The following is a 23,026-nucleotide window of genomic DNA, read 5'->3' as shown; positions in this document are numbered from 1 at the left end:
GGGGATGGCCAAGATGCCCAAGCCCCGCAAAAGGCCCTGGGCCCCTCCTAAGGGAAGCTCCAAAGGGGGGCTAAAGGGGATGTGGGCGCGCTGGCAAAACCTTCCCCCCGAGGAGCGGAAAAAGGTGGTGGAGGGCGTCTTCCTGCTCCTTTCCCTCCTTCCCCTGGGCCGGCTTGGCCGGATCGGGGCCTGGCTCAAGGTGGTGGCGGGCCCTGGAGGGCAAGCGGCCTACACCCTTTTCCGCCTCCTTAAGCGCTAACCCACCCTCTTTGGGTATACTTTTCCTTTGTGCGGGACGTCCTCGAGGTCCTGGAGTTTCCCCGCGTGCGGGCCCTCTTGGCGGAGAGGGCCAAGACCCCCTTGGGGAGGGAGCTCGCCCTAGCTCTCGCCCCCCTTTCCCGGGAGGAGGCGGAACGCCGCCACCAGCTCACCCAGGAGGCGCAAAGCTACCCTTACGCCCTTCCGGAAGCGGGGGCCCTGAGGGAGGCCTACCAAAAGGCCCTCTCCGGGGGCCGGCTCACGGGGCCTGAGCTCCTAAGGGCCGCCCAGGCCCTGGAAGGGGCCATGGCCCTGAGAAGGGAACTCCTCCCCTTAAAGAACGCCCTGAGCCAGGTGGCCGAGGGCATTGGCGACCACACCCCCTTCCTGGAGCGGGTGAAGCGGGCCCTGGACGAGGAAGGCGCCGTAAAGGACGAGGCGAGCCCCCACCTCCTCCAGATCCGCCGGGAGCTTAGGCCCCTGCGCCAGGAGATTCTGGACCGCCTCTACGCCCTCATGGACCGCCACCGGGAGGCCTTCCAGGACCGCTTCGTCACCCTGCGCCGGGACCGGTACTGCGTGCCGGTAAAGGCGGGCTTCGCCCAGAAGGTGCCCGGCATCCTCCTGGACGAGTCCGAGTCCGGGGCCACCCTCTTCATAGAGCCCCTTTCCGTGGTGAAGCTCAATAACCGCCTCCAGGCCCTGAGGCTCAAGGAGGAGGAGGAGGTGAACCGCATCCTGCGGGAGCTCTCCGAGCGCCTAGCGGAGGACGAAGGGGTGCCGGGAACCCTGAAGGCCCTGGCCCTTTTGGACCTTGTCCAGGCCCAGGCCGCCCTGGCCAAGGACCTGGGCCTTGCCCGCCCCCGGTTCGGCGAGCGCTACGAGCTCGTGGAGGCCTTCCACCCCCTCATCCCAAACCCGGTGAGAAACTCCTTTGCCCTGGACGAAGGGACCCGCCTCATCCTTATCTCCGGCCCCAACATGGGGGGGAAGACCGCCCTCCTCAAGACCCTGGGCCTGGCGGTCCTCATGGCCCAGGCGGGGCTTTTCGTGGGGGCCAGGAGGGCCCTCCTCGCCTGGCCCGACCGGGTCTATGCCGATATTGGGGACGAGCAGTCCCTGCAGGAAAGCCTCTCCACCTTCGCCGGGCACCTCAAGCGGCTCAAGGAGATGCTGGAGGAGGCCACGCCCAGTAGCCTCGTCCTCATAGACGAGCTCGGGAGCGGCACCGACCCCGAGGAGGGAGCGGCCCTTTCCCAGGCCATCCTGGAGGCCCTCTTGGAACGGGGGGTCAAGGGGATGGTCACCACCCACCTCTCCCCCCTCAAGGCCTTCGCCCAGGGGCGGGAGGGCATCCAGAACGCCTCCATGCGCTTTGACCTCGAGGCCCTCCGCCCCACCTACGAGCTCGTCCTGGGGGTGCCGGGGCGGAGCTACGCCTTGGCCATCGCCCGAAGGCTCTCCCTGCCCGAGGCGGTGCTCCGGCGGGCCGAGGCCATCCTGCCCGAGGGGGGAAGGCTGGAAACGCTTCTTGAGAGGCTTGAAGGGGAAAGGCTCCGCCTGGAGGAGGAAAAGCGCCGCCTAGAGGAAGCGCTTGCCCAGGCCGAGGCCCTAAAGCGGGAGCTGGAAAGGCGGGAGGCCGACTACCAAAAGGAGCGGGAGGCGCGCCTTAAGGCCCTGGAGGCCGAGGTGCGGGAAAGGCTTCTGGCGGTGGAGGCGGAGCTCAAGGCCATCCGGGAAAAGGCGAGGACCGAGAGCAAGCGGGACGCCCTACGGGAACTCATGGAGCTCAAGGCCCGCTACGCCAAAAAGACCCCCCCTCCCCCGCCCCCGCCGGGGCTTTCCCCTGGGGTTCTGGTGGAGGTGCCCGCCTTGGGCAAGCGGGGCCGGGTGGTGGAGGTGCGGGGCGAGGAAGCCTTGGTCCAGGTGGGGCCCCTGAAGATGAGCCTGAAGGCCAAGGAGCTCAAGGCGGTGCCGGAAGGGGAAGCCCCCAAGCCCCTCCTCGCCAAGCCCAAGCGGGAGGTCAAGGAGGTGGACTTGCGGGGCCTCACGGTGGAGGAGGCCCTCCTCGAGGTGGACCAGGCCCTGGAGGAGGCCAGGGCCCTGGGGCTTTCCACGGTGCGCCTCCTCCACGGCAAGGGCACGGGAGCCCTGCGCCAGGCCATCCGCGAGGCCCTAAGGCGGGACAAGCGGGTGGAAAGCTTCGCCGATGCCCCCCCGCACGAGGGGGGGCACGGGGTGACGGTGGCGGTGCTACGGGGCTAGGGGGCGGCCCTCGAGGGCCTCAATCCTCCGGCGCACCTCCTCGGGCAGGGGGGCTGGCTTCCCGCCCTCCAGCCAGACCAAAACCCCCACCCCTTGAGCGGCGGGCACCCCGTTGGCGGTGATCAGGTGCTCCATGCGCAGGCTAGAGCGGCCCATCCCCACCGCCCGCACCCCCACCAGGACCTCGTCCTCCAGGAAGATGGGCTTCAGGTAGTCCACCTCCATGCGGGCCACCACGAAGTGCCCCTCCTGGAGCCAGTCGGGGGAGATGTTTTGGAAATAGCGGATGCGGGCGAGCTCCATGTAGGAGAGGAAAACGGCGTTGTTCACGTGGCCTAAGGGGTCTAGATCGCGGAAGCGGACGTCCACCCGCACGACAACCGGGAAGCCTTCCATGACCTCAGTCTATACCATAGGACCATCCAAGCTTCCCAAAGGGATTTCTGGCAAAATGAAGCCCGGGGTCTTTGAACCCCAAGAAAGGAGCCAGGTGTATGAAACGTATGGCGTATGCTTTTCTGGCCGGCTTTGCCCTTCTCTTGGTTGCCTGTGGGGAACAGGTGGGAGGCGGGGCAAACGGGGGTTCCACACCAAACGTGGCGGGCACGTGGGAAGGAACCTATACCGTGGCGTCAACGCCGGAAACGGGTCCGTTTTGCGTACAGGTTACCCAAACTGGGAACCTCATCCAGGGCTCCCTGCATCTAGAAGGGGGGTACCAAGTAGAGGTGACCGGGTCGCTAAACGGCAACCGGTTCACCTCCACGGTGAGTCTGCCGGGAGGAACCTTGCGGATCACGGGCACCTTTAGCCAGGAGAGCGCCACGGGGGATTACACCGCTACCTCCTATCAAGGCCAAAACTTTACAGGAAGGTGGGCTGCGCAAAAGGTCACCAGGCAGGCTTGCCCGTACTGACGTTCCGCTAGGTTGGCTGTGCGCGGGCCTCCGGATACGTCCTCCGGAGGCCCATTTTGTGAAGCCGCGGAAGACCTTTGAAACGCAATCTGGTGCGGACAACCCTCATCCGGCCTTTCCGCCAATGCCCAGGAAACGCATGGCCTTCCCAGTAAACCAGGGGAAGCACCTTGGCCTTGAGCGCAGGGCGCTGACCCACGGGTCAGGTATAGTGGGGGCATGACGGAGACCACCTGGGACCTAACCCCCCTCTTCCCTGGCCTGGAAAGCCCCGAGTTCCGGCGGGCCTGGGAGGGAATAAGGGGGCGCATTGGCCGCCTTAAGGAACTCCTGGAAAGGGAAGCACCCCTGGCCGAGGTCCTGGCCGCCCTGGACGCCCTTCAGGAGGAGGCCACCCCCCTTTGGGCCTACCTCTACGCCCGCTTCACCGCCGACACCCAGGACGAGGCCGCCTTGGCCAAGCTCTCCGAGCTGGAGATGTGCTTTTTGGACTTCCAGCGCCTAAGGCCCCGCCTCACCCGCTATCTGGCCCTGCAGGACCCTGAGGAGGCCGGACCCTACCGCATCCTGGTGGTGGAGGCCAAGGAGGAGGCCCTCCACATGATGCCGGAGGGGGAGGAAACGCTGGCCGCTGAGCTTAGCCTCTCGGGGCGGCAGGCCTGGGCCAAGCTCCACGAAAGCCTCACGAGCCAGATCACGGCGGTGGTGGACGGGGAGGAGCTTCCCATCACCAAGGTGCGCAACCTCTACTTCCACCCCGAGGAGGCGGTGCGAAGGAAAGCCTACGAGGCGGAGCTCAAGGCCTGGGAGGCCCACGAGGTGCCCATCACCTACGCCCTCAACGGGGTCAAGGGGGAAGCCTCAGTGCTCCACCGCCGCCGGGGGTACAAGGACGACCTCGAGCCCACCCTCCTCCGCAACCGCATCCGCCGCAAGACCCTTTCGGCCCTGCAGGAAGCGGTGCGGGAGGCCCTTCCCCTTTTCCGCCGCTACTTCCACCTGAAGGCCAAGGCCTTGGGCAAGGAGCGCCTGGACTGGTGGGACCTCTTCGCCCCCATCGGGGAGGGCAGGCGCTGGACCCTCGAGGAGGCCCGGCGCTTCATCCGGGAAAAGCTCGCCGCCTTCTCCCCGGGCGCCGCCCAGGTGGCGGAGGCCGCCTTCGCCGAGCGCTGGATGGACCTCCTCCCCCGGAAGGGCAAGGTGGGCGGGGCCTACTGCATGCCGAGGGGAGGCGGCAAGAGCCTCATCCTCGCCAACTACGAGGAGAGCTTTGAGTCGGTCTCCACCTTGGCCCACGAGCTCGGCCACGCCTACCACAACTTCGCCCTGGCCCAAGCCCCCGCAAGCCTACGGGAGGTGCCCATGACCCTGGCGGAAACCGCCAGCATCATGAACGAGACCCTGGTGGTGGAGGCGGCCCTGAGGGAGGCTTCCCCCGAGGAGGGGCTCCTCATCCTGGACGCCTACCTGCAGGGGGCGGCCCAGGTGGTGGTGGACATCCATAGCCGCTTCCTCTTTGAGTCCTGGGTCTTCCAGAAGCGCAAGGAGCGGGAGCTTTCCCCAAGGGAATTCAAGGAGCTCATGCTCAAGGCCCAGGAAGAAGCCTATGGGGAAGCCCTGGCCACCCGCCACCCTTACATGTGGGCGGTGAAGGGGCACTACTACGGGGCCGATTTCTACAACTACCCCTACACCTTCGGCCTCCTCTTCGGCCTCGCCGTCTACGAGGCCGCCAAGGAGGACCCCGGCTTCGCCGAGCGCTACGAGGCCCTCCTCGCCGAGTCGGGGATGCACTTCGCCGAGGAGCTCGGCCGCCGCTTCGGCTTTGACCTGGAAAGCCCGGCGTTTTGGCAGAAGGGCCTCAAGGTCTTGGCGGACAAGGTGGAGGCCTTGGAAAGGCGGCTTTCCTGACCGCCCCCTGACGCGGGCGGGGTAGGCTTAGAGGGATGCGGGTCCTGGTCCTTTGCACCCACAACTCCGCCCGGAGCCAGATGGCGGAGGCGTGGCTACGCCATTACGCCCGGGAGCTTGGGGTGGACCTCGAGGTCCACTCCGCCGGCACGGAGAAGGCCTTCGTGAAGGAGGAGGCCAAACGGGTCATGGCGGAGGTGGGGCTGGACCTCTCCGGCCACCGTTCCAAGACCCTCTGGGAAGTGCCGGACCCCTGGAACTTCGGCCTGGTCCTCACCGTGTGCGACCAGGCCCAGGAGGCCTGCCCCGCCTACCCCGCCCCCACGGCAAAGCGCCACGTGTCCTTCCAAGACCCCACGGGAAAACCCCTGGAGGAGTGGCGCCGGGTGCGGGACGCCCTGGGCCGGATGGCCCGCTTCCTGGTGGGAAAGCTCAAGGAGGGGGAAATCCCGAGCGACGAGGACCTGAGGCGGGCGGCGGGGCTTTAGGGCTTGTCGCCCACGTGGATGGCCGCCACCCCGAAGGTGAGGAGCTCGTAGCGCACCCCAAACCCCGCCTCCTCCATCAGGGCCTTCAGGGCCTGTGGGGGCGGGAAGGCCTCCACGCTTTCCGGAAGGTAGCGGTAGGCCCCAAAGTGCCCCGAGATGAGCCCCCCGAGGAAGGGGAGGGCCTTCTGGAAGTAAAGGCGGTAGACGAGGCCAAAGGCCCCCTTGGGGGGCGGGGGGAACTCCAAGAGGACGAGCCTTCCCCCTGGGGCCAGGACCCGGTGGATTTCGGCGAGCGCTTTCCGGTAGTCGGCGAAGTTGCGGAAGCCGAAGGCGATGGTGACGGCGTCAAAATGGCCTTCGGGGAAGGGAAGGGCCAAGGCGTCCGCCTCGAGGAAGCGCACCTCGAGGCCCCGCCCCTGCGCCTTTTTCCGGGCAATCTCCAGCATGGGAGGGGCGAAGTCCGCCCCCACCACCTCCACCCCGGGGGCCTGGGCCTTCAGGAGGAGGGCCAGGTCCCCCGTGCCCGTGGCCAGGTCCAGGATGCGCCGGGGACGCTTCTCCAGGGCCAGGGCCACGGCCCGCCTCCGCCAGCGCACGTCCGCCCCCAGGGAAAGGAGCCGGTTCAGGAGGTCGTAGCGGGGGGCGATCTCCGAAAACATCCGCCGCACCCGCTTGGCTTTCTCCTCGGGCAAGGCCGCCACGAGGGAAGTCTAGCATCCCAAGGACCTTCCGCCCAGGCGGGTGGGGTACAATCGTGGGCGTGTTGACGGACCGGAAGCGCCTAGGGGTCCTGGTCCTCCTGGGAGGGGTCTTCACCCTCCTCCTTTGGTACCTGGCCCCTTGGGCCGTACCCCACCGCCTCTTCGGCGGCGAAGGCATCCTCCTAAACCCCTTCGGCCACCACCTGCCCCAAGGGACCCTGCCCCAGGGTTACCGGGACCTTTGGCTTTACCCCGTCTTTTACCTGGCCCTGGCCTGGCTCGGCCTCACGCTCCTCCTCCCCTGGACCAAGGCGGGGCCCAAGGGGCTCTACCTGGCGGGGGCCTTGGGGCTTGGGCTTTTCCTCCTCACCTACCTCCTCTTCCAAGGGAGCGTGGCCGAGGCGAACCGCCTGGCGGAAAGACCCCTGCGCCGCTATAGCCTGGGCCTAGGGAGCTACGCCACCTTGGCCTATAGCCTTTACCTCCTCCTCCTCGCCCGCACCTTCTCCCCGGGAGGGCTCGCCTTCCTGGTGCGCCGGCGGGGGCTGGTGGTGCCCCTTTTCTCCCTGCTCCTCGCCTCCCTCCTGGGCGGGGTCATGGTGGCGGTGCTCAAGGAAAGCCCTGGAGAAGCGGGCTCCTTAAGGGAAGCCCTCCTGCTCAAGCTGGACCTCATCACCTACACCTACCAGCTCCTCTATAGCCCCCTGGTGAACCCCTCCGGCTTTTTGCAAAGCCTCCTCCTGGCCACCCCCCTCGTCTTCACCGGCCTCTCCGTGGCCCTGGGCTTCCGGGGGGGGCTCTTCAACATCGGGGCCCCGGGGCAACTCATCCTGGGGGCCATCGCCGCCATGCTGGTGGGGGTGTACCTGCCGGGGCCCCGGTGGCTCGTCCTGCCCCTGGCCATCTTGGCCGCCGCCCTCGCCGGGGGGCTTTGGGGGGCTTTGCCGGGCTGGCTCAAGGCTCGCTTCGGCGCCCACGAGGTCATCAACACCATCATGCTGAACTACATCGCCGCAAGCCTCTTCCTCTTCCTCATCTCCGCCAACGAGTACAAGTTCTTCGGCCAGACCCTCTATCTGCCCTTCAAATACCCGGGCTACGAGGCCAGGAGCTACGAGATCCGCCCCGAGGCCCGCATCCCCCATTGGACCGAGTTGGTGGCCCCGGGGGGGGAGCTCTCCTTCGCCCTGCCCTTGGCCCTTCTCCTCGGCCTTTTGGGTTACGTGCTGGTGCGGAAAAGCCTGGGCCACCGGGTGCTTTCCGCCCTCCTCCTGGGGGTGGCGGGGTACCTCCTTGGGGGGCTTCTCCCCGGGCCGCAGGTGGCCTTCGGCCCCGACCTCACCTCGGTGCGGCTCAACGGGGCCTTCCTCCTCGCCCTCTTGGCCCTCCTCTTCTTCCACTTCTACGTCTTCCGCACCGTGGGAGGGTATGAGCTTCGCGCCCTGGGCCTCGCCCCCAAGGCGGCGGAGTACGGGGGGGTGTTGGCGGGAAGGAAGATGGTCCTCGTCATGTTCCTGGCAGGAGCCTTGGCGGGGCTTGCCGCCACCCACTACGTGCTGGGCGGGGGGATTGACGAGTACCGCCTGAAGCAGTCCCTCCCCTACTCCGTGGGGTTTGACGGCATCGCCGTGGCCCTCATGGGCCAGAACACCCCCCTAGGGGTGGGGCTTGCCGCCTGGCTTTTCGGCATCCTGCTCACCGGGGGGCTTCAGGTGAACCTGCAGCTTGGCATCAGCCGGGAACTGGTGTCCGTGTTGCAGGCCCTCATCGTCCTCTTCATCGCCGCCGGGGGCTTTTTGCCCCGCTACTTCACCGATCCCCTGAGGGCGGCGGAGGTGGAGCTCCGGGAAGAGGCCAAAAGGAAGGAGGTGGAAGCGTGAACCTGGACGCCGCCTTCCTCACCGCCCTCCTCCTCTCCACCCTGCGCCAAACCACCCCCCTCCTCTTCACCGCCTTGGGGGGGATGTTCTCCGAGCGGAGCGGGGTGGTGAACATCGCCCTCGAGGGCATCATCCTCTTCGGGGCCCTCACGGCGGCGGTGGTGGTGGAGCGGTTGGAGGCCGCCCTGGGCCCGGGGCCCCACCCCTGGCTTCCCTGGGTAGGGGTTCTGGCCGCCATGGCCGTGGGGGGGCTCGTGGCCCTGGTGCACGGGGTGGTTTCCATCCGCTACCGGGCGGACCAGATCATCAGCGGCACCGCCATCAACCTCCTGGCGGCGGGGGCCCCGAGCCTGGTCCTCACCTACTTCTACGGCAACGCCACGAGCTCCAAGGAGGTACAAAACCGCCTCCCCCTCCTGGGCCCCGAGGGCTTCGCCCTCTCCCCCTTGGTCTACCTGGCCTTCCTCCTGGTGCCCTTGGCCTGGTGGGTCCTCTTCAAGACCCCCTTTGGCCTACGCCTCCGGGCCGTGGGGGAGCACCCCGAGGCCGCGGACACCCTGGGGGTGAACGTGTACCGCATGCGCTACATCGGGGTGGTGGTCTCCGGGGTCTTGGCGGGGCTTGCGGGGGCCTACCTGGCCATCGGCTTCCTCAACCAGTTCGTGCGGGGGATGTCGGCGGGGATGGGCTTCATCGCCCTGGCGGCCATGATCTTCGGCAAGTGGCACCCCGTGGGCATCCTCTTCTCCACCCTCCTCTTTGGCTTCGCCTCCGCCCTGGCCATCCAGCTCCAGGGCACGGAGATCCTCCCCGCCGTCTTGGTCCAGGCCTTCCCCTACGTGGTCACGGTGCTGGTCCTGGCGGGCTTCATCGGCAAAAGCCGCCCGCCGGCCTCGGTGGGCAAGCCTTACGAGAAGTAGGCCCGCTTCCGAAGCCGCCCAAACCGGTAGGCGAGGGAAAGGGCGCTCCCGTCGGCGAAGCGGAGCTCTACCCCCTTCCCCGTCAGGGCGAAGCCCAAAAGGGCCTCCGCCCCCTCGCCTTGGGCGAAGCGGGCGAAGCCATCGGCCCGGAGGTAGAGGAAGCCCTCCTCCAGGAAGATCTGGGCCTCCGTGGCCTGGCGGTTCAGGGCCAGGCGGCGCACCTTTTGCGCGAAGGCCTGGGCCTGGGTCAAGGGGTGAAGGCCTCCTCGCTGGGGCGGCCGTAAAGCCCCTTGCCGTAGTAGAGGAGGGAAAGGCCGGGCTTAGGCCGCTTCCTTTCGTCCAAAAGGGCCTCTTCCTCCCACACCGCCACCACCTTTCCCACGAAAAGGTCGTGGTCGCCGAAGGGGTGGACCTCTAAAAGCGAAAGCTCGTAGGCAGCGTAGGCCCCTTCCAGGATGGGCACCCCGGTCTGGCCCAGGAAGTGGGGGGCCTCGCCCTTATCCACTTCCCGGCCGGACACGCTCCCGAGCCATTGCACCAAGGCGGCCTGGGTGTAGGGGTGGAAGCTTGCGGAAAAGCGCCGGGCCTGAAGGAGGAGGCCATGGGTGAAGCGCTTGGGGCTTAAGGCGACCCCGAAGAGGGGCGGGTCGGCGGAGAGGCCCGTGTTCCACACGGCGGGGCAGAAGTTCACCCTCTCCCCGAGCCGCACCCCCACCACGGCGGGGACGCCGGGGTAGTAGTGGTAGAAGGCGGGCAAGGGGCCTTCCACGGGGTAGGCCTTCATGCCAGGTCCTCCTTGGCCACCTCCAGGCTCTTCCCCTCTTCCAGCAAGAGCTCCACCGTGCCCTTCAGGGGGTTCACCTTCTGCACCTTGCCGCAGACCCCCGCCTTGGTGCAGACCCGGGCGTTTTTCTTGGGAAGCTCGGCGAGGAGCTCCTGGTACACGGGGTGCTCGTAGGCCAAGCAGCAAAGGAGCCTCCCGCAAGGCCCCGAGATCTTCTCCGGGGAAAGGGGAAGCTGTTGGTCCCGGGCGAGCTTGATGGAAACCTGGGCGAAGCCCTGAAGCCAGGTGGAGCAACAGGACTCCATGCCACAGGCCCCGAGGGCCCCCAGGTACTGGGCCTCCTCCCTAGGGCCTTCCGCCAGGAACTCCACCCGGACGTCGTAGCGCCCGGCGAGCTCCCGGGTAAAGCGGCGCAGGTTCACCCGCTCCGCTGCGGCGTAGTGGACGAGGAGATGGCGGCCGTCTAGGGTGAAGTCGCACCCCAGGACCTTAGCCGCCACCCCTTCCTCCTTGAGGCGGGCCCGGAGGTAAAAGGCCACCTCCTCCGCCTTGGCCCGAAGGCGCGCCGCCTTGTCCAGGTCCTCCTTGGTGGCGAGGCGCACCACCTCCCCCTCTTCCCGGGCCTTCCTCGGGGGGGTGCGCACCTTGCCCACCTCGAGGCCCCTATTGGTGCGCACCACCACGTAGGCCTCCAGGGGCGGGGGCTCCCCCCGGAAGGCGAAGTAGCGGAGAGGGGGGGTGCGGAAGCGGACGCCCACGGTCATGTTTCTAAGTCTAAGGCCAAGCGGGCCAGGACCAGGTCCGGGTTCACGTAGCCCTCCAGGGCCTCGCGGGCGGACTCCAGGGCCAAAAGGGCCCTGGGGTTCTCCCGGAGGAGGGCATGGAGGGCGAAAAACCCCTCTTCTTCCGAGAGGAGCTCCTTCAAAAGCCCAAGCCGGGCCAAAGGCGGCGCCTTAAGGGCCTCTCGGGCCCGTTGCATCCGGGCCCTATGGGCCTCCGGCTCAGCCAGGGCCTTGAGAAGCCGGCCTGGGGCCCCAGCGGCGTAGGCCAAGAGCTCGGGGTCTTCCGTGAGGCGGCGGAGCCTCTCCTCGGGCACGGGGCCAAAGGGCACCTCCAAGGCCCGGCTGGCCAGGGTGGGGAGGAGGGTGTCCCGGCTGGGGGCGATGAGGACGAGGCGCCCATAGGAAGGGGGCTCCTCCAGGAGCTTCAAAAGGGCGTTGGCCGCCGCCTCCGTGAGGAGGTGGGCGGCGTCCAGGATGGCCACCTTCACCCGTTCCCGGGGGTGGGTGGCGAACCAGGCGAAAAGGGGCTCCACCTCCTCCAACCGCACCTCCTTCTCCCCCCTCAGGCCCCGCTCCTTGGGCCCGATCTCCAAAAGGTCGGGGTGCTCCGCCAGGGGGGGCGGGGGAAAACCCCGGTTGAGGCCCAGGGCGTACCAGCGGGCCACGGTCCGCCTTCCCACCCCTTCTGGGCCGGAGAAGAGAAGGGTGTGGGCCGCAAGGCGGGGCAGGAGGGCCAGGACGCCCTCGTGGCCGATTATTCCCCCCGGGTGAGGCGCGCGTAGAGCCACTCGGGAAACCCCTCCTCCCTAAGGCGCTCGGCCACCCGCTCCAAGGGGTAGGCCACGCGGAAGAACTCCACCCGGTCCCCCTCCCACAGGGCGAAGGCCGCTCCCGGCACCCGGTCGCGGGGCTGGCCCACGGAGCCGGGGTTGACCAAGGCCCGCACCGTGGGGGGCAGAAGGAGCTCCCCCCCTTGGGCGAAACCCTGGTAGCGCACCCAGGGACGCGGCCCCGAAAGCTCCAAAAAGGCCCCGGCCAGGTGGGTGTGGCCGTGGAAGGCCAGGCGGGCCTCGGTGCAGCGGAAGCCCTCCCGGGCGAGCTCCAGCTCGTCCAGGTATTCCAGGGGGTCGCAGGGGCTACCGTGGACGAGGAGCGTCCCCTCCACCTCCCGCTGCCAGGGCCAGGAAGCGAGAAAGCGCAGGTGCGCCTCCGATAGCCGTTCCCGCTGCCAGGCCAGGATCTCCATCACCGCCCCCTCCACGGGAAGCTGGTTGAGGGCGAGGAGCCAGGCATCGTGGTTGCCCAAAACGCAGAGGGCATCCACCTCCTTAAGCCAGTCCAGGACCCGGTCCCCGTCGGGATAGTAGCCCACCGCATCCCCCAAGAAGAGCACCCGGTCAAAGGGGGGGGCCGCCTGCAAAACAGCCTCCAGGGCGGGCCAGTTCCCGTGGATGTCCGAGAGGACCAGGTAGCGCACGGGGCTTAGGATACCATGAGGGCATGGCTTCCGGCCTGCTGGAGCGGCTATCCTTGGACCTCGAGGTCCTCTCGGCCCACCTTAGGGCGGGCCTGGACGAGTTCGGCACCCTCTACGCCTACCTGGAGGGAGGCCGGGGCGGGAGCACCACCCTTCTCCACGCCCCCTACGCGGAGGCCCTTCCCGTGCTCCAGGCCCTCAATGGCCTCGCCTTCCGCGGCCGCATCCTCCTCGCCCTGGACCCCTCCCCCCTATCCCCCACCCAGGAGGGGCTTCCCCTCACGGGGCCCACCCGCGCCCCCCTGGCCCACCTTCTGGACCGCTTCCGGCCCGACCGCCTCCTCCTCCTTTTCCCCGGGGAAGGCCTCGGCCTGGCCTTTCCCGGCGGCAAGGAAACCCCCTCGGGTTGGAGGCCCCTGGAGGCGGAAGAGCCTCCCCTTGCGCTCCACGTGGAGGCCCCTACGGGCTTCACCTACCGGGAGGTGCGGGTTTACGGGCCTTGGGAAAGCCCCCCCTTGCCCGTGGACCTGCCCCTCGCGGAGGGCCCGTACTGGGGCGAGGTGGGGCGCACGTGGGGGGTTCCCACCTACGGGGTAGGCCTGGTAAACTTGAGGCCAAGCTTGGAGGCGCTCTTCCGCCTCTGGTAAGGGAGGGAAGTATGGTCTATATCGTCCTTTTCGCCCTGGGAGTTGCCCTGGTCACCCTGCTTTTCTACCTGATTTTGAACCCTCGGGTCCTCACCACGGAAGGCGAAACCTTTGACCTGCGCTTCATCCTCTTCATGCTGATCCTCATCATCCTGTCCGCCGCCACCGTGGCCCTCATGCTCCTTCTGGGGAAGGCGTACCACCTGCTCTGACCTCCTCCAACCACGCTTCCGGGGGTCTCTCCCCCCGGAGATAGCTTAGGTCCTTTTCCAAATAGCTTTGGGTGGCCTCGAGGACCGGCAAGAACTCCGGGGGGAACTCCCGCTTCAGGTGGGCCACGCAGCGGAGAAGCCCTTCCACCAAGGCCCTTTCTTGCTCCCGCCGCTTTTGGCCCCCCCTGAGGGCGCTATAGGCCAGGTGCTCCAGCCGCCGCACCACGCAGACCCGGGGCTCCCCCCCCACCCCCTGGCAGGGAAGCCCCTCCGCCCCGCCACAGGCGGCGTAGGCCTCAGCGTAGCGAAAAGCGAGCTCGGGGTGCCCCAAGAGGGCCGGTCCCAAGGGCCCGGCGTGGACCGCTGCCAGCCTTAGGTAAAGGGCGTGGCGGGCGCGGCGGAGTTCCACCTCCATGCCCTAAGGATAGGCCCCCGCGCCCAGGACAAATGCCCTACTGCAAGCGGAAAGGGCTCCGCAACCCCGCCAAGGCGATGGCCCGGGCCTCCTCCGGGGCATAGGAAAGGGCCAAAACCCCCCGGTAGGCCCTTAGGGCCCTGTCCCGCTCCCCCGCCAGGTCCAGAAGCTGCCCAAAGCGGGCCAGGACGTAGCCGGGGAGGTAACCGGGGTGCTGAAAGTCCATGCGGAAGACCTCCTCCATGAGGCCCAGGGCCTCCCGCCACTCCCCCGCCGCCAGGTAGATCTGGGCCGCCAGGTAGAGGGCCTCCGGGCTCCCTATGGCGAAGAGCCCTTCCAAAAGCGCCCCCCAGTCGTCCTCCTCCCGGAGCTGCCAAGCCCGGTCCAACAGGGCCCGCTCCCGCTCCTTCTCCGTGGGGACGTGCGCCTTGGGAAGGGCCTGGGGGAAGGCCTGCGAAAGCAGGGCGTAGTCCAAAAGCTCCGCCACCACCGCCCCTTCCCTTCCCGCCAAGGCCGCCCGCACCCCTTCCATGCGCCGCCGGCGGAAGCCCGTGGCTGGGCCTTCCCCAAAGGCTTGGGCGAAGCCCTGGTAGGTTTCCCTTAGGCGGGAGAGAAAGGCTTCGCTGCCCAAAACCTCGGGGGAAAGGGGCGTCTTCAGGAGGTCCAAGAGGGCTTCGTCAAAGGCCCGCATCCTCTCCAGGTGGGGCGCCCCCAGGGGGTGCTGGGCCAAGGCCTCCCGGAAGGCCTCGGCCTCCCCCTTAAGGTGGGCCTCGGCGTCCAGGGCCACCACGGGGATACCCCTCTCCTCCGCCCAGGGGAGGAGGTGGAAGAGGAGGGGATCTTCCTCCCGCCACCCCCCCTCCCGCAAGGCTTCTTCCGAGTGGGAAGCCAGGTAAATGGCCTCGGGTTGTGCCTCCTCCAGCATGGCCAAAACCGTGGCCGCGTTGTAGCGTGGGTGCAGGATGTGGAAGGGCCCGAGGGAAGGGAGAAGGAGCATCCTCCCCATCTTAGACCTCCGGGAGCGGAACTACCGCCTGGCGGTGGTAAACGGCTGGCTGGTGTGGCTCGGGGACACCTTCCTGAACCCCAACATCGTCCTTTCCGGTTTCGCCGCCAAGCTGGGGGCCCCGGGGGCCCTCATCGGCCTCCTCCCGGCCCTCTTGCAGGCGGGGGGGATGGTGCCCCAGGCCTTCCTGGCCCCCTACGTGGCCCGCTTTCCCCAAAAGATCGTCCTTTACCGCAAGGTGGCCGCCCTGAGGCTTTTGGGGGTGGTCCTCATGGCCTTTTCCGCCTTTCTCCTCGGGCCCTGGCCCGGGCTCCTTTTCGCTGGTTTTCTCCTAGGCCTCCTCCTAAACGCCCTCTTCACCGGGGTTTCCAGCCTCCCCTTCTGGGAGGTGGTGGCCAAGACCATCCCCCCGGAACGCCGGGCCGCCCTCTTCTCCGCCCGCAACCTGGTGGGGGGGCTTCTGGCCTTTCTGGCGGGGTTTTTAGTGCGGGAGATCCTGGCCCTTCCCCTACCCTTCCCCTTGCCCTACGCCCTCCTTTTTAGCCTAGGCGCCCTTTCCTTTGGGCTTGGCTGGCACCTCTTCGGCCAGGTGGACGAGCCCGTGGAAGCGCCCAGAACGGCCCGGCTGGACCTCAAAGCACCCCTCCTTCGCCCCGGGTTTCGCCGCTATCTCCGGGTGCGGGTGGTTTTGGGCCTCGCCGGGATGGCCGAGCCCTTTTACGCCGTCTACGCCGTGCGGGCCCTCGGGCAGGGGGAGGAGCTTGGCCTTTACCTCTCCCTCTACGCCCTCTCCTTCACCCTCTCCAACCTCCTTTGGGCAAGGCTTGCGGAGAGGGGGTCCAAGGGGGTCTTGAGGACCGGGGCGGCCCTGGGCTTCCTTGCGCCCCTTTTCGCCCTCCTCCTATCCCCCTCCTTCTTCGGCCTCGTCTTCCTCCTGCAAGGGGCCTACCTGGCCGCCCTAAACCTTGCCACCACCACCTACCTCTTGAACCTGGCCCCGCCCGAGGAACGGAGCGCCTCCATCGGCCTAGGCAACACCGTGGCCGGGGTCTTCGCCTTTTCCACGGTCCTCGGGGGGTGGGTGGCGGATAGGGCGGGCTTTTCCATTCTCTTCCTCCTGGCGGCAGGCCTATACGCCCTGGCCTTTGGGCTGGGAAGCCGGCTCCCGGAGGAGGGCTAGGCCGGGTATAGTGGGGTTCATGACGGTCTACCTGCCGGATGGGAAGGCCCTCGAGGTCCCGGAAGGGGCCACCGCCCTGGACGTGGCCAAGGCCGTGGGCCCGGGCCTGGCCAAGGCGGCGGTGGGGGCCATCGTGGACGGGGAGCTCTACGACCTCTTCAAGCCCCTCCCCCCAGGGGCCCGGGTGCGCATCCTCACGGAGAAGGACCCCGAGTACCAGACCCTTTTCCGCCACACCCTGGCCCACGTCCTGGCCCAGGCGGTGAAGGAGCACTTCCAGGAAAAGGGCTACGACCCGGAAAGCGTGCGGCTTGGGGTGGGGCCGGTGATTGAGAAGGGCTTTTACTACGATATAGACGCCCCCGAGCCCCTCTCGGACGAGGACCTTCCGGCCCTGGAGGAGAGGATGCGGGCCATTTTGCAAAAGGACCTCCCCTTGCGCCGCTATGTCCTCCCCCGGGAGGAGGCCCTGGCCCGCTACCGGGGCAAGGACCCCTACAAGACCGAGCTCATCCAGGAGATCCCCGAAGGGGAGGAGATCAGCTTCTACCAGCAAGGGGACGAGGCCTACGGCTTCACCGACCTCTGCCGCGGGCCCCACGTGCCCTCCACGGGGCGCATCCCCCCCCATTTCAAGCTCACCCACGTGGCCGGGGCCTACTGGCGAGGGGACGAACGGCGGCCCATGCTCCAACGGGTCTACGGGGTGGCCTTCCGCACCGCCGAGGAGCTCAAGGAGTACCTCTGGCAGCTGGAGGAGGCCAAGCGGCGGGACCACCGCCGGATCGGGCGGGAGCTGGAGCTTTTCCTCATTGACCCCATGGTGGGTAAGGGGCTCGTGCTTTGGCTCCCCAAGGGGAATGTCATCCGGGAAGAGCTCATCGCCTTCATGCGGGAGGAGCAGGTCAAGCGGGGGTACCAGCTGGTGACCACCCCCCACATCGGTAGCCTGGAGCTTTACAAGACCTCGGGCCACTACCCCTACTACGCCGAAAGCCAGTTCCCCCCCATCAGCTTCAAGGAGCGGGGCGAGGAGGAGGAGTACCTCCTCAAGCCCATGAACTGCCCCCACCACATCCGGATCTATGCCCACAAAAAGCGCTCCTACCGCGAGCTTCCCCTGAGGATCGCCGAGTTTGGCACCGTCTACCGCTACGAGAAGGCGGGGGAGCTTTTGGGCCTCACCCGGGTGCGGGGCTTCACCCAGGACGACGCCCACCTCTTCTGCACCCCCGAGCAGGTGAAGGGGGAGTTTTTGGGGGTCTTGGACCTGGTCCTAAAGGTCTTCGCCACCTTGGGGCTTAGGGACTACCGGGCCCGCATCGGCGTGAGGGAGGCTGGAAGCGAAAAGTACGTGGGGGACGAGGCCAAGTGGGCCCTGGCGGAAAGGCAGATTGAGGAAGCGGCCCTGGAGGCGGGCCTTCACTATACCGTGGAGGCGGGGGACGCCGCCTTCTACGGCCCCAAGCTGGACTTCGTGGTCAAGGACGCCCTGGGGCGGGAGTGGCAGCTCGGTACCATCCAGGTGGACTACAACCTGCCCGAGCGCTTCGGCCTCGCCTACGTGGAGCCGGATGGCGAGGAGCACCGCCCCGTCATGATCCACCGCGCCCCCTTTGGCTCCTTGGAGCGCTTCATCGGCATCCTCATTGAGCACTTCGCCGGGGACTTCCCCTTATGGCTTGCCCCGGTGCAGGTGGTGGTCATCCCGGTTTCCGAAAAGCAGGAGGACTACGCCCAGGAGGTGGCCTGTAAACTGAAGGAAATGGGCCTCCGGGCCGAGGCGGACCTGAGGAGCGAGCGGATGCAGGCCAGGATCCGCGACGCCGAGATGCAGAAGGTGCCCTACATCCTGGTGGTGGGGGAAAGGGAGAAGGCGGAGGGCACGGTGAGCGTCAGGAGGCGCCACCGGGGGAACCTGGGGGCCATGCCCCTCGCCACCTTCCTGGAAAAGGCCCTTCTGGAATACCGGGAAAGACGCCTAGAGAGCGTTTTCTGATGCGGGCGCGCTCCACCATTTTCACCCTTTTCCTGGAGTACATCTACCCGGAACGCCGGGCCAGGGTCAAGGACCTCGTGGCCATGATGGAGGCCCTGGGCTTTTCCGAGGCGGCGGTGCGGGCCGCCCTTTCCCGAAGCGCCAAGCGGGGCTGGGTGCGGCCTGAACGGGTGGGGCGCACGGCCTACTACGCCCTTTCCGACCGGGTGTACTGGCAGGTGCGGCAGGTGCGCCGCCGCCTCTACGGGCCAAGACCCCCATGGGATGGGCGCTTTCTTTTGGTGTTGCCCGAGGGCCCAAAGGACCGGGGGGAAAGGGAGCGCTTCCGCCGGGAGATGGCCCTTTTGGGCTACGGGAGCCTGCAATCGGGGGTTTACCTGGGGGCGGGGGTGGACCTCGAGGCCACCCGGGAGCTCCTCACCTTCTACCGGCTTCCCGCCACCCTCTTCGCCGGGGAGCACCTCGGGCCCCGGGAGGAGATCCAGGCCATCTTCCCCCTGGAAAGGGCCCAGGCCCATTACCGGGCCCTCTTTCCCCTGGAAACCCCCGAGGAGCCGGAGGAGGCCTTCCGCACCCTCACCCGCCTGGTACACGAGATGCGCAAGGTGCTTTTCCTGGACCCCCTCCTGCCCCCTGAGCTTCTCCCCCCGGGCTTCGTGGGGCCCGAAGCCCGCCGCCAGTTCCTGGAGGCCCGGAAGGCCCTTTACGGGAAAGCCCTTCCCTTCCTCGAGGGCCTAGAGCTTCCCCTCACCGCCCTCTCACCCCAAGGCGGGTAAGCTTGGGGGATGAGGCGCCCTTTGGCCGTCCTAACCCTTTTGGCCTGGGCCTCGGCCCAGGTGAGCATCCCCTTTTGGCACACCGCTGGCCCCCCGGGAAACCGGGTTTTGGAGGAGGCGATCCAAAGCTTCAACGCAAGCCAAAAGGCCTACCGCCTCGAGGCCCGCTACGTGGGGGACTACCGGGAGGCGGGGGTGAAGCTTTTGGCCGCCCTGCGCTCGGGAGGGGCCCCGGTCCTCTTCCACGGGGAGCTTTCCTTCCTGCCCAGGCTCGCCCAAGAGGGGGTGGCCCTCCCCCTGGACGCCCACCTGAAGGACCTCCCCAAGGACCTCTACCCCGAGATGCTGCGGACAGGGCAGGTGAAGGGGAAGACCTTTGGGCTTCCCCTGGGGCTTTCCGTCCCCGCCCTCTACTACAACAAGGACGCCTTCCGCGCCCGGGGCCTTAGGCCCCCCAGGACCTGGCAGGAGGTGGAGGAGGCCGCCGCCCGGCTTACGGGCCGCACCGCCAAGGGCCTGGTGGTCTCCACGGACATCTGGAGCTTCAACGCCCTCGTCATGAGCCTAGGGGGAAGCCTGGTGAGGGACGGGCTTCCCGCCTTCACCTCCAAGGAGGTGGTGGAGGCCTTGGAGATGCTTTACCGCATGGTGCAGAAGGGGCACGCCCAGGCCCGCAACCTGGCGGAGGCCCAGTTCGCCGTGGCCGACTTCCTGCGCACCAAAGCCTTCATGGGCATCGGACCCACCACCGCCTTGCCCGTGGTGGAGGCCCAGACCGCCCTCCCCTTCGCCGTGGGCCTCGCCCCCTTGCCCCGACGGGAGGGGGGGACGGTGCCCCTTTCCGGGGCCGCCTTGGCCGTGCTCAAGGGGGCGAGCCCCGAGCAGGCGCAAGGCGCCGTGGCCTTCTGGCTCCACTTCCTCGAGCCCAAGCGCCAGGCGGCGTGGGTGCGCACCACCTGGTACCTGCCCCTGCGGAAAGAGGCGGAGAAGGAGCTCGCCGACTTCCTGAAAGACCCCGAGCGCCAAGCGGTCTTCGCCCAGGCGGAGGTGGGGCGGCCCTGGAGCCAGGACCCGGAGCTCGTGGTCTGGTACGGCTACCTGGAAGAGGCCCTGGAGAGGAGCCTCAAGCAAGGGGTAAGGCCCCAGGTGGCCCTCGAGGAGGCCCAACGAAAGGCCCTGGCGGTGGAGAGGAAATAGGCCATGGTCCGGGTGCTTCTCCTCCTTCTGGTCTTGGCCGCGTGGGCAAGGGCGCAGGTGGTCATACCCCTTTGGCACACCTTGGGAGAAGGGGGGGTTCTGGAGGGAGAGGCCCAGAGCTTCAACCAAACCCAGTCCCGCTACCGCATTGAGCCCCGCTTCGTGGGGGACTACCGGGAGATGGGCGTTCTCCTGGCCGCCGCCCTTCGCAACGGTACGGCCCCACCCCTGGCCCAGGTGGAGCTCGGGTTTTTGCCGGTTCTGGTAAAAGAGGGCCTGCTCCAACCCCTCCCTGCCCCCCAGATCCCGGACCTGGACCCGGACCTCCTGCGCTTGGGCGAGGTGAAAGGGCGCCTTTACGGATACCCTTTAGGCATCTCCGTTGCCGTGCTCTTCTACAATCAAGACGCCCTCCAAGCCCGGCGCCTAAGCCCTCCCAAGGACTTCGCCCAGCTCAAAACCGCAGCCCAACGGCTTTCCTCCCGCTCGGCCAAGGGGCTTCTTTTCTCGGCGGACGTCTATAGTTTCGCCAGCTTGGTCCTAGCCCAAGGAGGTACCCTAAGCCAAGGGGGAGGGCCGGCCCTGAATGGGGAAGGTGCCTTAAAAAGCCTGGAGTACCTCCTAAGCATTCACCGGGAAGGGGCCCTGCAGGTGCGCTCCGCCACGGAACTCATCAGCGCCGGGGCCGACTTTCTCCGAACCAAAGCTTTTTTGGCCATGGGGCCTTCCTCGCTCCTACCGGCGGTGAAGAGCCGCACCCAGCTCCCCTTCGCCATAGGCATTGCGCCCCTGCCCCTCGAGGCCCAGGGGAAAGTGGCAGCCTCGGGCTCCGTCCTCGTGGCCCTACGCCACGCCTCCACCGAGGAAAGGCGTGGCCTAGAAGCCTTCTACCGCCACATGGCCGAAGCCCAGCGCCAGCTCACCCTTGCCCAAGGCGTTTACTACCTGCCCCTAAGCCTAAAGGCCCAGGAAGCCTGGGGGAAGGAAGAGGTGGGCCGCCTCCTCCTAAGCCAGAAGGCGCGCCTTGCCCCCTGGCACCAGGATAGCCCCTTGCTCCTCTGGGCACCTCCCCTCGAGGAGGCCCTGGAGCGGGCCCTAAAGGGCCAGGTGCCCGCCAAGAAAGCCCTGGAAGAGGCGCAAACCCGGGCCCTGAAAATTCCCTGAACCGGTTGGGGTAGCATAGGACCATGCGCCGGATTGGGGTTCTCTTCCTCACGTGGAGCCTGGCCCTGGCCCAAAGCGAGATCCCTTTCTGGCACTCCATGGACGGCCCCGCCGGCAGGCTCCTCTCCACCTTCGCCCAGGAGTTCAACGCCCGCCAATCCCAGTACCGGGTAACCCCCCAGTACGCCGGGGACTACAAGGACGCCGAAACCAAGCTGGTGGCCGCCCTGCGCACGGGGAGCCAGCCCGTCCTCTTCCAGGCGGAGATCTCCTTCTTCCCCCGCCTGGTGGGGGAAGGGCGGGCCTTGGCCCTGGATGGCTACCTAAGCCTGGACCGGGCGTTCCTAGAAGACCTCTTTGAACCCGCCTGGAACTACGGGGTGGTGGAGGGCAAGCGCTACGGCCTTCCCCTAAACACCTCCACGCCGGTCCTCTTCTACAACCTGGATGCCTTCCGGGCCAAAGGGCTCAAACCCCCCAAGGACTGGAAGGAGTTTGAGGCGGTGGCCAAGGCCCTAACCTCCCGTCAGACCAAGGGCTTCATCTTCGTCACCGACCCCCAGGCCTGGCTCTTTGAGGCCATGGTGACGAGCCGCGGGGGGAGCTTGGTCAAGGACGGGAAGCCCAACTTCCTCTCCCCTGAAGCCCTGGACGCCCTGGAGATGCTTTGGCGCCTAAACCGCGCCGGGGTCCTCTCCGTGCGCAGCATGGCCGAGGCCACCTTTGCCCAGCTGGACTTCGTGCGCACCAAGGGGATGATGGTGATGGCCTCCATCGCCAACTGGCCAGCGGCGGAAAACTTCTCCTTCGCCTTCACCCTGGGGGTAGCCCCCGTGCCCCGGGAGTCCCAGGGGAAGGTGCCCATGGGCGGAGCCCAGCTCGTGGTCCTGCGGGGCGCCTCGGAGGCCCAGGTGCGGGGGGCTTTGGAGTTTTGGCGCTACCTCATGGAGCCCAAAAACGTGGCCCGCTGGGTAGAGGCCAGCTACTACGTTCCTGTGCGCAAATCCGCCATCCCCCTCCTGGAAGGCTTTTACCGGGAAAACCCCTTCCGCAAGGTGGCCTTTGAGCAGATCGCTTACGCCCAGGAAAGGCCCCGCTTGCCCCAGTTCTCCACCTGGGCAAGCCTCCTCGCCGAGGCCCTGGAGAAAAGCCTAAAGGGCGGGGTACCCTCGCAAAAAGCCCTAGAGGAGGCGCAGCGCAAGGCGGAGGCCCTCCGCTAAAATGGACGGGATGCGTATAGGCTTTAGCCCCTTCAACGCGGAGATGGGCTACGAGGAAGCCTTCCGCCTGGCGGCGGAGGAAGGGATGGACCTGGAGGTGGCCTACGACCTCCACGAGGTCCTCCCCTTACCGGACCCCAAAAGCCTCAAGGCCACGGGGAGCGCCTTGGGCGTGGGCTTCACCCTCCACCTCCCCTTCGTGGAGATGAACCCAGCAAGCCTCATCCCAAGCGTCCGGAAGCTTTCGGAAGACCGCCTTAAGCGGGCTTTGGAGTTCGGGGATACCCTGGGGGCGAAGGTGGGGGTCCTCCACACGGGCCAAATCCCCGTGCGCCACCCCATGGCCCTGGACCTGGCCCGGGAGGCCCTGGAGAAGACCCTTTCCGCCCTTCTCCCCCTCCCCTTCCCCGTGGCCCTGGAAAACCTGGCCCTTGCCGAAGAGGACCTCCTCCGGGGCCCCGAGGACCTAAGGGCCCTTTTGGAGCGCTTTCCCCAGTACGGCTTCTGCCTGGACGTGGGCCACGCCCTGGTGGAGCTCGGGCCCACGGGCCCCCTGCGCTACCTGGAGGCTTTGGGGGGGAAACTCCTTCACCTTCACCTCCACGACAACCACGGCCGCAAGGATGACCACCTGCCGGTGGGGGCTGCCAGCGTACCCTGGGAAAGGATCGCCCCCTACCTCAGGGGCTTTGCCGGCACCGCCGCCCTCGAGGTGAGCGGGGGAAAGAAGGGGGTCCAGCAAAGCGTTAAGCGCCTTCGGGAGCTCCTTCTTTAGGCCTTGCGGGACATCTGTCCTGGCCCCCACACCCTTATAGTGGTGAAGTGGG

The 23,026-nt window shown here is 67.5% G+C and carries 24 protein-coding genes; 15 read left to right on the top strand and 9 right to left on the bottom strand.

Features of this window, described 5'->3' with window-relative positions; genetic code table 11:
• Window positions 1–4 precede the first annotated feature (4 nt).
• Both LXN00_RS07630 and LXN00_RS07625 read left to right on the top strand, forming a co-directional pair.
• On the top strand, window positions 5–259 hold the full coding sequence (locus LXN00_RS07630) for a hypothetical protein (RefSeq protein WP_234507005.1): 255 nt from the start codon (window positions 5–7) through the stop codon (window positions 257–259).
• A 29-nt stretch (window positions 260–288) separates the two neighbouring features.
• Complete coding sequence (locus tag LXN00_RS07625; protein ID WP_234507003.1) at window positions 289–2,523, top strand: endonuclease MutS2; 2,235 nt, start codon at window positions 289–291, stop codon at window positions 2,521–2,523.
• Here the strand turns inward: LXN00_RS07625 and LXN00_RS07620 are convergent.
• Window positions 2,512–2,919, bottom strand: coding sequence for an acyl-CoA thioesterase (locus tag LXN00_RS07620; RefSeq protein ID WP_234507001.1), 408 nt, complete (start codon window positions 2,917–2,919; stop codon window positions 2,512–2,514). The two genes, LXN00_RS07625 and LXN00_RS07620, sit on opposite strands and share 12 nt — an antisense overlap.
• Before the next feature lie 740 nt (window positions 2,920–3,659).
• On the opposite strand from LXN00_RS07620, the gene LXN00_RS07615 reads away from it, so the two are divergent.
• Window positions 3,660–5,351 (top strand): M3 family oligoendopeptidase, encoded by a 1,692-nt coding sequence (locus LXN00_RS07615; RefSeq protein WP_234506999.1) that lies wholly within the window; start codon window positions 3,660–3,662, stop codon window positions 5,349–5,351.
• Window positions 5,352–5,386: 35 nt separating this feature from the next.
• Window positions 5,387–5,839, top strand: coding sequence for an arsenate reductase ArsC (locus LXN00_RS07610; RefSeq protein WP_234506997.1), 453 nt, complete (start codon window positions 5,387–5,389; stop codon window positions 5,837–5,839).
• Here the strand turns inward: LXN00_RS07610 and ubiE are convergent.
• Window positions 5,836–6,540 carry a bifunctional demethylmenaquinone methyltransferase/2-methoxy-6-polyprenyl-1,4-benzoquinol methylase UbiE gene (ubiE, locus tag LXN00_RS07605; protein ID WP_326491132.1) on the bottom strand — a complete coding sequence of 235 codons (705 nt, stop codon included), beginning with the start codon at window positions 6,538–6,540 and terminating at the stop codon, window positions 5,836–5,838. The genes LXN00_RS07610 and ubiE overlap by 4 nt on opposite strands.
• Before the next feature lie 59 nt (window positions 6,541–6,599).
• Here ubiE and LXN00_RS07600 point away from each other — a divergent pair, with 59 nt between their 5' ends.
• A complete protein-coding gene (locus LXN00_RS07600) occupies window positions 6,600–8,420 on the top strand; it encodes an ABC transporter permease (RefSeq protein ID WP_234506994.1) in 1,821 nt (606 codons plus the stop codon).
• Window positions 8,417–9,340, top strand: a complete 924-nt coding sequence (locus tag LXN00_RS07595) for an ABC transporter permease (protein WP_234506992.1) — start codon at window positions 8,417–8,419, stop codon at window positions 9,338–9,340. The genes LXN00_RS07600 and LXN00_RS07595 overlap by 4 nt, the downstream gene beginning before the upstream one ends.
• Here LXN00_RS07595 and LXN00_RS07590 read toward each other — a convergent pair.
• The 5 genes from LXN00_RS07590 to LXN00_RS07570 are packed head-to-tail and all read right to left on the bottom strand — an operon-like array spanning window position 9,328 to window position 12,383.
• Window positions 9,328–9,591: a hypothetical protein gene (locus LXN00_RS07590; protein WP_234506990.1), complete on the bottom strand. Its 264-nt coding sequence runs from the start codon at window positions 9,589–9,591 to the stop codon at window positions 9,328–9,330. The two genes, LXN00_RS07595 and LXN00_RS07590, sit on opposite strands and share 13 nt — an antisense overlap.
• Complete coding sequence (locus LXN00_RS07585) at window positions 9,588–10,124, bottom strand: flavin reductase family protein (protein ID WP_234506988.1); 537 nt, start codon at window positions 10,122–10,124, stop codon at window positions 9,588–9,590. The genes LXN00_RS07590 and LXN00_RS07585 overlap by 4 nt, the downstream gene beginning before the upstream one ends.
• Window positions 10,121–10,888 carry a PSP1 domain-containing protein gene (locus LXN00_RS07580; RefSeq protein WP_234506987.1) on the bottom strand — a complete coding sequence of 256 codons (768 nt, stop codon included), beginning with the start codon at window positions 10,886–10,888 and terminating at the stop codon, window positions 10,121–10,123. The genes LXN00_RS07585 and LXN00_RS07580 overlap by 4 nt, the downstream gene beginning before the upstream one ends.
• A complete protein-coding gene (locus LXN00_RS07575; protein WP_234506985.1) occupies window positions 10,885–11,694 on the bottom strand; it encodes a DNA polymerase III subunit delta' in 810 nt (269 codons plus the stop codon). Before LXN00_RS07575 ends, LXN00_RS07580 begins: the two co-directional genes overlap by 4 nt.
• Window positions 11,661–12,383: a metallophosphoesterase family protein gene (locus LXN00_RS07570; protein ID WP_234506984.1), complete on the bottom strand. Its 723-nt coding sequence runs from the start codon at window positions 12,381–12,383 to the stop codon at window positions 11,661–11,663. Before LXN00_RS07570 ends, LXN00_RS07575 begins: the two co-directional genes overlap by 34 nt.
• A 23-nt stretch (window positions 12,384–12,406) precedes the next feature.
• Between LXN00_RS07570 and LXN00_RS07565 the strand changes: the two genes are divergently transcribed.
• Window positions 12,407–13,030, top strand: coding sequence for a hypothetical protein (locus LXN00_RS07565; RefSeq protein WP_234506981.1), 624 nt, complete (start codon window positions 12,407–12,409; stop codon window positions 13,028–13,030).
• Between the two features lie 11 nt (window positions 13,031–13,041).
• On the top strand, window positions 13,042–13,242 hold the full coding sequence (locus LXN00_RS07560; RefSeq protein WP_234506979.1) for a hypothetical protein: 201 nt from the start codon (window positions 13,042–13,044) through the stop codon (window positions 13,240–13,242).
• Here LXN00_RS07560 and LXN00_RS07555 read toward each other — a convergent pair.
• Window positions 13,205–13,657, bottom strand: a complete 453-nt coding sequence (locus LXN00_RS07555; RefSeq protein WP_234506977.1) for a hypothetical protein — start codon at window positions 13,655–13,657, stop codon at window positions 13,205–13,207. The genes LXN00_RS07560 and LXN00_RS07555 overlap by 38 nt on opposite strands.
• A gap of 37 nt (window positions 13,658–13,694) precedes the next feature.
• A complete protein-coding gene (locus tag LXN00_RS07550) occupies window positions 13,695–14,663 on the bottom strand; it encodes a hypothetical protein (protein ID WP_234506975.1) in 969 nt (322 codons plus the stop codon).
• On the opposite strand from LXN00_RS07550, the gene LXN00_RS07545 reads away from it, so the two are divergent.
• Genes LXN00_RS07545 through LXN00_RS07515 form a run of 7 tightly spaced genes read left to right on the top strand, consistent with a single transcriptional unit; the run spans window position 14,620 to window position 22,974 of the window.
• On the top strand, window positions 14,620–15,843 hold the full coding sequence (locus LXN00_RS07545; protein ID WP_234506972.1) for an MFS transporter: 1,224 nt from the start codon (window positions 14,620–14,622) through the stop codon (window positions 15,841–15,843). The two genes, LXN00_RS07550 and LXN00_RS07545, sit on opposite strands and share 44 nt — an antisense overlap.
• 19 nt (window positions 15,844–15,862) lie before the next feature.
• Window positions 15,863–17,842, top strand: coding sequence for a threonine--tRNA ligase (gene thrS, locus LXN00_RS07540; RefSeq protein ID WP_234506970.1), 1,980 nt, complete (start codon window positions 15,863–15,865; stop codon window positions 17,840–17,842).
• Window positions 17,842–18,618 carry a PaaX family transcriptional regulator C-terminal domain-containing protein gene (locus LXN00_RS07535; protein ID WP_071676950.1) on the top strand — a complete coding sequence of 259 codons (777 nt, stop codon included), beginning with the start codon at window positions 17,842–17,844 and terminating at the stop codon, window positions 18,616–18,618. Before thrS ends, LXN00_RS07535 begins: the two co-directional genes overlap by 1 nt.
• Window positions 18,619–18,627: 9 nt before the next feature.
• On the top strand, window positions 18,628–19,815 hold the full coding sequence (locus LXN00_RS07530; protein WP_071676951.1) for an ABC transporter substrate-binding protein: 1,188 nt from the start codon (window positions 18,628–18,630) through the stop codon (window positions 19,813–19,815).
• Between the two features lie 3 nt (window positions 19,816–19,818).
• Window positions 19,819–20,979 carry an extracellular solute-binding protein gene (locus LXN00_RS07525; protein ID WP_234506968.1) on the top strand — a complete coding sequence of 387 codons (1,161 nt, stop codon included), beginning with the start codon at window positions 19,819–19,821 and terminating at the stop codon, window positions 20,977–20,979.
• Window positions 20,980–21,002: 23 nt separating this feature from the next.
• Complete coding sequence (locus LXN00_RS07520; protein ID WP_234506966.1) at window positions 21,003–22,199, top strand: ABC transporter substrate-binding protein; 1,197 nt, start codon at window positions 21,003–21,005, stop codon at window positions 22,197–22,199.
• A 10-nt stretch (window positions 22,200–22,209) separates the two neighbouring features.
• Window positions 22,210–22,974, top strand: a complete 765-nt coding sequence (locus LXN00_RS07515) for a sugar phosphate isomerase/epimerase family protein (protein ID WP_234506964.1) — start codon at window positions 22,210–22,212, stop codon at window positions 22,972–22,974.
• Window positions 22,975–23,026: the final 52 nt, after the last annotated feature.

The sequence above is a fragment of the Thermus brockianus genome (assembly GCF_021462505.1).
Lineage (GTDB): Bacteria > Deinococcota > Deinococci > Deinococcales > Thermaceae > Thermus > Thermus hydrothermalis.
Note: the sequence above shows the minus strand (reverse complement) of the source record. Positions and strands in the feature narration are given on the sequence as shown.

Excerpts from the sequence above, each read along its gene's own strand:
- LXN00_RS07525 (WP_234506968.1), top strand. The coding sequence starts at position 19,819 with ATGGTCCGGGTGCTTCTCCTCCTTCTGGTCTTGGCCGCGTGGGCAAGG.
- LXN00_RS07580 (WP_234506987.1), bottom strand. The coding sequence starts at position 10,888 with ATGACCGTGGGCGTCCGCTTCCGCACCCCCCCTCTCCGCTACTTCGCC.
- LXN00_RS07565 (WP_234506981.1), top strand. The coding sequence starts at position 12,407 with ATGGCTTCCGGCCTGCTGGAGCGGCTATCCTTGGACCTCGAGGTCCTC.
- LXN00_RS07555 (WP_234506977.1), bottom strand. The coding sequence starts at position 13,657 with ATGGAGGTGGAACTCCGCCGCGCCCGCCACGCCCTTTACCTAAGGCTG.
- LXN00_RS07560 (WP_234506979.1), top strand. The coding sequence starts at position 13,042 with ATGGTCTATATCGTCCTTTTCGCCCTGGGAGTTGCCCTGGTCACCCTG.
- LXN00_RS07535 (WP_071676950.1), top strand. The coding sequence starts at position 17,842 with ATGCGGGCGCGCTCCACCATTTTCACCCTTTTCCTGGAGTACATCTAC.
- LXN00_RS07630 (WP_234507005.1), top strand. The coding sequence starts at position 5 with ATGGCCAAGATGCCCAAGCCCCGCAAAAGGCCCTGGGCCCCTCCTAAG.
- LXN00_RS07530 (WP_071676951.1), top strand. The coding sequence starts at position 18,628 with ATGAGGCGCCCTTTGGCCGTCCTAACCCTTTTGGCCTGGGCCTCGGCC.
- LXN00_RS07515 (WP_234506964.1), top strand. The coding sequence starts at position 22,210 with ATGCGTATAGGCTTTAGCCCCTTCAACGCGGAGATGGGCTACGAGGAA.
- LXN00_RS07620 (WP_234507001.1), bottom strand. The coding sequence starts at position 2,919 with ATGGAAGGCTTCCCGGTTGTCGTGCGGGTGGACGTCCGCTTCCGCGAT.
- thrS (WP_234506970.1), top strand. The coding sequence starts at position 15,863 with ATGACGGTCTACCTGCCGGATGGGAAGGCCCTCGAGGTCCCGGAAGGG.
- LXN00_RS07545 (WP_234506972.1), top strand. The coding sequence starts at position 14,620 with ATGTGGAAGGGCCCGAGGGAAGGGAGAAGGAGCATCCTCCCCATCTTA.
- LXN00_RS07615 (WP_234506999.1), top strand. The coding sequence starts at position 3,660 with ATGACGGAGACCACCTGGGACCTAACCCCCCTCTTCCCTGGCCTGGAA.
- LXN00_RS07585 (WP_234506988.1), bottom strand. The coding sequence starts at position 10,124 with ATGAAGGCCTACCCCGTGGAAGGCCCCTTGCCCGCCTTCTACCACTAC.
- LXN00_RS07550 (WP_234506975.1), bottom strand. The coding sequence starts at position 14,663 with ATGGGGAGGATGCTCCTTCTCCCTTCCCTCGGGCCCTTCCACATCCTG.
- LXN00_RS07610 (WP_234506997.1), top strand. The coding sequence starts at position 5,387 with ATGCGGGTCCTGGTCCTTTGCACCCACAACTCCGCCCGGAGCCAGATG.
- LXN00_RS07520 (WP_234506966.1), top strand. The coding sequence starts at position 21,003 with ATGCGCCGGATTGGGGTTCTCTTCCTCACGTGGAGCCTGGCCCTGGCC.